This window comes from Sphingomonas sp. ATCC 31555, assembly GCF_000282895.1.
GTDB lineage: Bacteria > Pseudomonadota > Alphaproteobacteria > Sphingomonadales > Sphingomonadaceae > Sphingomonas.
The window spans coordinates 60048-66795 of sequence record NZ_ALBQ01000002.1; the positions used below are offsets into that span (position 1 = coordinate 60048).

5 protein-coding genes are annotated in these 6748 nt (G+C 70.3%); 1 reads left to right on the forward strand and 4 read right to left on the reverse strand.

The genetic code is table 11. The features are described from left to right. Nucleotides 1–121: 121 nt before the first annotated feature. Nucleotides 122–1495, reverse strand: a complete 1374-nt coding sequence (locus tag B215_RS0100765) for a globin-coupled sensor protein (protein WP_019367714.1) — start codon at nt 1493–1495, stop codon at nt 122–124. 302 nt (nt 1496–1797) lie between these two features. Between B215_RS0100765 and B215_RS19340 the strand changes: the two genes are divergently transcribed. Then, nucleotides 1798–3033 carry a GGDEF domain-containing protein gene (locus tag B215_RS19340; protein ID WP_019367715.1) on the forward strand — a complete coding sequence of 412 codons (1236 nt, stop codon included), beginning with the start codon at nt 1798–1800 and terminating at the stop codon, nt 3031–3033. Here the strand turns inward: B215_RS19340 and B215_RS0100775 are convergent. The 3 genes from B215_RS0100775 to B215_RS21705 form a co-directional block, all read right to left on the reverse strand. Continuing rightward, the gene (locus B215_RS0100775; RefSeq protein ID WP_019367716.1) at nt 2988–4289 is read right to left on the reverse strand and encodes a surface lipoprotein assembly modifier; all 1302 of its coding nucleotides are present in this window, start codon (nt 4287–4289) and stop codon (nt 2988–2990) included. The genes B215_RS19340 and B215_RS0100775 overlap by 46 nt on opposite strands. Beyond that, nucleotides 4286–6370: a beta strand repeat-containing protein gene (locus B215_RS21945; protein ID WP_020424483.1), complete on the reverse strand. Its 2085-nt coding sequence runs from the start codon at nt 6368–6370 to the stop codon at nt 4286–4288. The genes B215_RS0100775 and B215_RS21945 overlap by 4 nt, the downstream gene beginning before the upstream one ends. A gap of 22 nt (nt 6371–6392) precedes the next feature. Then, a partial coding sequence (locus B215_RS21705; RefSeq protein WP_037512661.1) for a hypothetical protein occupies nt 6393–6748 on the reverse strand: 356 nt, incomplete at its 5' end.

A 6748-nucleotide genomic window follows, 5' to 3' on the forward strand; every position in this document is an offset into this window, starting at 1 on the left:
TAAGAGGACGGGCGCGGGCAGGCCAGCGTTCGGTATGCCAGGGCGGACGGCGCCCCGCGGCATTCCGTTCAGGCTTACGTTATGCCCGCTTCCTGCACACGGGCAGCGAGGGGCCCCTCGATCACCCCGCCATCGCCGCCAGCGCCTTCACCGTGGCGCGGGCGCCCTGGCCGGGGGTGGTGCCGGCGTCGTTGAAGCTGCTCGCCTGGCGGGCGAGGCGATCGACTTCGCGGGCGAGGTTCTGCGCGGCGGCGGTGGTTTCCTCCACCATCGCGGCGTTCTGCTGAGTGGCGCGGTCCATTTCGCCGATCGTCGCCGAGACTTCGCTGATCGCGCCGGCCTGGGCCTGGTTGTCGCTGGCCATCTGGGTGAGGAGGTCGTTCACCGTCGCGACGTCGCCCGAGATGTTGGACAGGGCGCCATCGACCTTCTCGACCATGCCGACCGCGGTGACGATATCGGCCTGCGTTGCGGTGAGCTGATCGCGGGCGCGGCCGGCCTCCTCCTCGGCGCGCATGGCGAGCGCCGAGACGAGATCGGCGACCACCGCGAAGCCGCGGCCCGCCTCGCCGGCGCGCCCCGCTTCGACCGCCGCGTTCATCGCGAGGACGCGCGTCTGGAAGGCGATCTTGTCGAGGCCTTCGATCACATTGTCGATGCCCTTGGCGCTTTCGGCGACGCGCTCCATCGCGGTCACCGCCTGTTCGGTGATGGTGCGGCCGGTGTCGACGGTGGCCTTGGCGCCGTCCGCGCGCTCGACGGTGCGGCGGGCGCTCTGCGCGGTGGCCTTGAGGCGCTGGTCCATCTCCTGCACCGAGGCGGCGGTTTCGGCGAGGCTGGCGGCATTGCTTTCGGTGCGCCGCGCGAGATCGGTGGAGGCCTGGGCGATTTCCTGCGAACCGGTGCGGATCGCGTCCACCGTCTCGTTGATCGCGCCGAGCAGGCTGGCGAGCGACTTTTCGCGTTCCTGCAGCGCCGCCATCGCGGTGGCGCGGCTGGCCTGTTCCTGCTCGAAATAGATGGAGACCGACATCTCCAGATCGATCAGCGCGGCAGTGACGATCGCGCGGAGCTGATCGAAGCGGGGATCGGCCTTGGCGGGGAAGAAGGGGAGGCGCGGGCCGGCGGGGGCGGCGCCGATGCTCTGGATGAGCGAATCGAGGATGATCGCGTAGGAGCCGATATACCATTGCGGCGTGAGGCCGATCTGCGCGTGGCGGGCGCCGATCCGCTTGACGCGGGCGACATAGTCCCCGTCGAACGCGGCGCCGGCGAGATGGCCCCAATGTTCGGACTGGAGCTGCTTGGCCTTTTCGATGTGGCTCGGGCCCGAGAACATGTTCGCGGTTTCGGGATAGGCGGCGATCTGGCCGTACAGCCGGTCGAGCGCCGGACGCATCGCGGCGAGGATGGTATCGCGCGCGTCCGCGAGCAGGGCGCGCTTTTCGGCGGTGTAGCCGACGAAATCGAGGCGGGTCGCGAGTTCCGGATGCAAGGGGCGTTCCTTCCGTTCAGGGCCGCGCGGACGCGGAATGCTAAGCGGCGTTATAGAAAGCCGGCCGCGCGGCAGGCCGCGTCAAGTGCAACGAAGTATTGCGCGCACCCCTGTACTTTGGGACATTCAGGGCCGGCCCAGAGTGGCACCCGAGCACTGTGCGACGCAGCTTCGCCCGCAGTTTTCACCGTCCGATCGCGCGGAAAAAGTGGACTTGAAGCGCCGCGCCATTCCCGCGAGACGTGGAATGCCGGAATATCATATCCAGAAATCTTTAAGCGCGTGGCGATAGGGTGCGGATCATGGAAGCGTTGAACGCGAACTTCGATCTGTCGACGATGTTCTTCGTGAATGCCCTGACCTGTGCTTTGTCGACATTGTGCTTCGTGGCGGTGGCGCGGCACCAGCCGCATGGGCCGGTGCGGACCAGCCTGGCGATCTGGGCGGGCGGCAACGCGCTGCTGGCGCTGGGTTTCGTGCTGCTGCAACTGCCCTACGGGCCCGAGGGCTTTCCCCATCTGACCTTATGGGCGAACCTGACGGTGGATGCAGGACCGGCGATGGGATTGGTGGCCGCGAACGCCTTTTTCGGCCGGCCGGCGCGCGAGAATTGGCCGCTCGGCTTGGCGCTGGCGATCGCGCTGGCCCAGATCGGCTATGGGCTGTCGACCGCGACGCATTACGACTGGGTGATGATGCTGCTGGGCTGCCTGACGCGCGGATCGATGGTGCTGGCGACGGCGCGGGTGCTGTGGCGGCATGCCGATGCCGAGCAGCGCGGCCCCGCGCGGATGGCCGCGATGTTCCACCTGATCTGGGCAGGCGTGCTGGCGCTGCGGATCATGGTGCTGCTGGACGGCGACACCAGCGACGCGGCGCTGGAGGCCAGTTCGATCATGGGGCTGACCGCCCGCTTCATGCTGACCTGGGTAATTGCGATCTGCCTGTTGTGGATGATCGCGCGGCAGCTCAACGCCCAGCTGATCCAGCACGCCACGCGCGATCCGCTGACGGGCCTGCTCAACCGGCGGGTGATCTGGGAGGCCGGGCTGGCGCGCGGCAACCGGGCGGCAGCGGTGATCCTGCTCGACATCGATCATTTCAAGGCGATCAACGATCGCTGGGGGCACGGCGTGGGAGACCGGATGCTGGTGATGGTGGCGCGCCAGATCGCCGCCACGGTGCGCGAGGACGACCTGGTCGGCCGGATCGGCGGCGAGGAATTCCTGGTGCTGCCGGCCGCGACCGGCGCCGAGCAGGTGGCGACGCTGGCCGAGCGGATCCGCACCGCGATCGCCGGGGCGACGCTGTCGCTGGACGAGGGCGGGACGCTGCAATGCACGGTCAGCATCGGCCATGCCCAGGGGCAGGGCGGCGAAGGACGCTGGGACCGGCTGGTCGCGCAGGCCGATTCGGCGCTGTACACCGCCAAGCGGGACGGCCGGAACCGCGTGGTCGCCGATGCCACGCCGGAGCCGCGCGCGGCGGTGCATCAGAACGCGCGGGTGACGCCGATCGCCGCTGCCGTGCGGGCATAATCATAGATGCCGATCGACGATCGGTTGCGTTCCCATTCGAACCGCACGATCGGCGCGAAGCCGCGCACCTGCAGCCGCCGGAAGGTGGCGCCGACGCCGAGGCTGACGTTCCAGTCCTTGCGGCGATCGGCGAAGAGGAACAGCCGCGCATCGCCTTCCAGCCGCCGCAGCCCGGCGGTGGCATAGACCGTGGTGCGGCCGAATTCGCGCCAGCCGAGCAGCGACGCACTGCCCGAGGCGGTGGCGAAGCCGGGATCCCGGGCCGTCTGGCGCGTGGCCGAAAGGGTGATGCTGCCGCCCGCGCGGGGCGAGAAGGCACGCTCGTAGGCGACCGCGCCGTTCAGCAGCAGGCCGTTCTGAAGCGCATTGTCGCGATAGCGGGTATCGGCGATCGTCGCGCTGGTGGTGAGCTGGGCCCGCGTGCCGAGCGGGTGCTGCCAATCGATCGCGGCGGTGGCGGTGCGGGCATAGGGATGGTTGCCGTACCAGCGCTGGGTGCCGCCGATCGACGGCCGCAGCCGATCGCGCCCCAGGCTCCATTCCAGGCCGACCAGCGCCGAGGCGGAGACATCGTTGAAGCGGCTCTGACGATACAGATCGGCCTGGGCGGCCGCGCGCGGAACGAGCGCGAGGTTGGCGGCGAGGGGCACGCGGGCATAGAGCTGACCGGCGGCGCGGGCGCCGATGCCCGATTGTTCGCGAGCATCGCGCGAGAGCTGGAGCGGAGCGAGCACGGTATCGAGCGTGGCGGCATCCGTGGCGCGGTTGACGTTGCTGTCCGGCATCAGCGCGACTTCGAGGCTGGCGCCCCAAGGCTTGCGCGAGCGCAGCGCCGCGGCGAACTGGTCGACGATCTGCACCACCTGCGGCGGCAGCGCGCCGGCCTGGGCCTGGCGGAGTTCGCGACGAGCAGCGCCCTCATCGCCGAGCTGGGTGAGCAGTCGGGCCAGTTCGAGCCGGACGCGGGCGGCATCGGGCTTTTCGTCGAGCAGCGCGCGATACTGCGCCGCCGCCTCGCGCGGGCGACCGCCGCGTTCGAGCAGCTGGCCGAGGCGGAAGCGGGCTTCGGCGCGAACCTCCGCATCCGGATCGCGGGCGAGCGCGCGGTACATCGTCTCGGCCTCGTCCGGGGTGGCGCGCGCGGCGAGGGCGAACAGCTCGACCGCCGAGACCCGGCGTTGTTCGGTCGTCTGGGCGAAGGCGGGGAGCGGCGCCAGCAGGGCCAGCGCCAGGGCCGCCGCGATGCGCTGGGTCACGGCGTCTTCTTGGCGAGGGTCGCGCCCGAAAGCGTAGCCCGATCGCCGTTCGCCAGCGTGCGCACGGCATCGAACGTCGCGCCGATCTCCTGCGCCTGCGGGCCGAAGAACCAGCCGGTAAGGCTGCCCGAGCCGCCGGACGCAGTGAGCGCGCCGGTGAAGCCGCCGCTCGACAGCGCCGAGGACTGGAAGCCGAAGCTGCCGAAATCGCGGGCGCCGGCGGCGCCACTGCCGGTGATCGCCAGCGTGCCGGTGGCGTTGGAGCGCGCGAAATCGACTGCGAAGCTGCTGCTGCCGGAAAGCGCATAGCCCGCGCCGGCGACGCTGCCCGATCCGAAGACCAGGCCGGCATAGCTGGCGGTGCCGGTGCGCGGCATCTGATCCGCCGTGGTGCGCTGACCGAAGGGCAGATACCAGCGCTGCGCATCGGCCGTGCCGGCATTGGCGGCGAGCATGCCCAGTTCGGCGAAGCTGGCATAGCTGAGCGCCAGCGGGCCGGCGGCGGCATCGTAGATGCGCGCCTCCACCGTGCCGGCGGCGAGCGTGCGCCGATAGACGTCGAAGCCGGCTGCGCTGGTGATCGCCTCGCGATCGGCGGCGGTGAGCAACAGGCTGGTCTCCGCCAGGCCGGGCAGGCCGGTAAGAGCATAGCCCCCGACCACGGCGGCGATGTCCGGCGTCACCGGCGTGCGGCCGGCGGCGCTGGCGCTGGCGGTGCGGCCGCCGACCAGGCTGACGGCGGCGCCTTCGCCCGCCGCATCGGTGAGCGCGGCGCTGGCGCCGACTTCCTCGGCCGCGGGACCATAGAAATGGCCGGTCAGCGCCCCGGTGTAGCTGCCGAGCAGATCGAGCGTCAGGCTGCCGCCGAACGCATTGGCGGCGCTGGCGAGCGTGGCACTGCCGGTGAAGCTGCCGTTGGTGCTGGTAGTGGCGTTGGCGGCATCGGTGAAGCTGGCGGTGGCGGTGCCGCCGGCGGCGATCGTGCCTGTCGCGAAGTTGGCGCTGAGCGTGCCGCTGCCCGACAGGGCGAGCGGGCCGGCCTGGCTGGCATCGACCAGCACGCCGGCCAGGGTGAGCGCATAGCTGGCCGATCCGGTGCGGGGCAGAGCGCCGTCCGCGGTCTTCAGCCCGAAGGTGAAGGCGTCGATCGTCCGGCTGGTGATGCCGTTGGTGCTGGTGGTGGTCGCCCAGCGACCAGCGCGGACATAGCGCAGCGCGCCCAGCGCATCGAGCGTGAGCAGATCCGCCGCGCCCGAGGTGCCGCCGGTGGAGAACAGCGCGCTGCGCGGGCCGGCAATCACGGTATAGTTGCCCGAGGCGGCGTCATAGCTGACGACCAGCGCCTGTGCGGTGCTGGACAGCGTCGCGGCGGCGCCGCCGGCTTCGGTATAGTCGACGCGCAGCGTGGCGGTTTCGCTGCCGAAGATCTGGCTGGCGGCAAGGTTGTCGAGCGTGGTGTTGCCCAGCTGGCTTCCCGATTGCCGGCCGATCAAGATGCCGGAGGCGGCGCGACCATCGGCGTTCGACGCGGTCCAGGCGGCGCCGACTTCCTCCGCCGCGGGGCCGTAAAAGCCGCCCTGAAGCGCGCCGGCGAGATCGCCGCCCGAAAAGGCGAAGCTGCCGGTGAAGCCATTGGTCGCGCTGTTCAGCTGTGCCTGGCCGATAAAGGCGGAGCTGGTGACGACGTTGCCGGTATCGCTGGCGACCTGCTGGACGGTGCCGCTGGTGACGAGCTTGCCGGTGGCGAAATCGACCTGGAGACTGCCGCTGCCGACCAGGCTTTCGAGCACGCCGAAGCCGAGCGCGCCGATCAGATCGACGGCATAATGGCCATTGCCGGTGCGCGGCACGGCCGCATCGGGCGTGCGCACACCATAGGTGAAGGCATCGAAGCGGAACGCGCCGCTGCCGTCCGTCGCGAAATCCACGCGCTGCCAGAACCCCGCCCCGACATAGCGATAGGTGAGCGCGCCGCTGGTGCCCGGCAGAGTGAGCGACAGAGTATATTCGCTGTTCGTGCCCGCATGACGATAGACGCGCAGCGCCGCGCTTGACTGGGCGGCATCGACGTCGCCGGGCACGAAGGTTTCGGTGTTGATCCCGTCACTTACGGTATAGCTGCTGGTCGCCGCGTCGAAGCGGATGGTGAGACCGAGCGATGCCGTGAGGCACCCGCACGCCCGCGCATCCGGATAGAAGGTGCCGGCAAACCCCGTCGCATCGCTGCCGAAGGTCTCGCTCTGCGTAAGCGCGAGCAGGGAGGCGTTTACCGGCGTCGGGGCTGGAGTGGGGGTGGGCGTGGGCGTCGGCGTCGGTGTCGGTGTTGGAGTCGGAGCCGGCGTCGGCGTCGGCGTCGGTGTGGGTGTGGGTGTTGGTGTTGGTGTTGGTGTTGGTGTTGGAGTCGGAGCGGGCGTTGGCGTCGGAGTGGGCGTCGGTGTCGGTGTCGGTGTCGGTGTCGG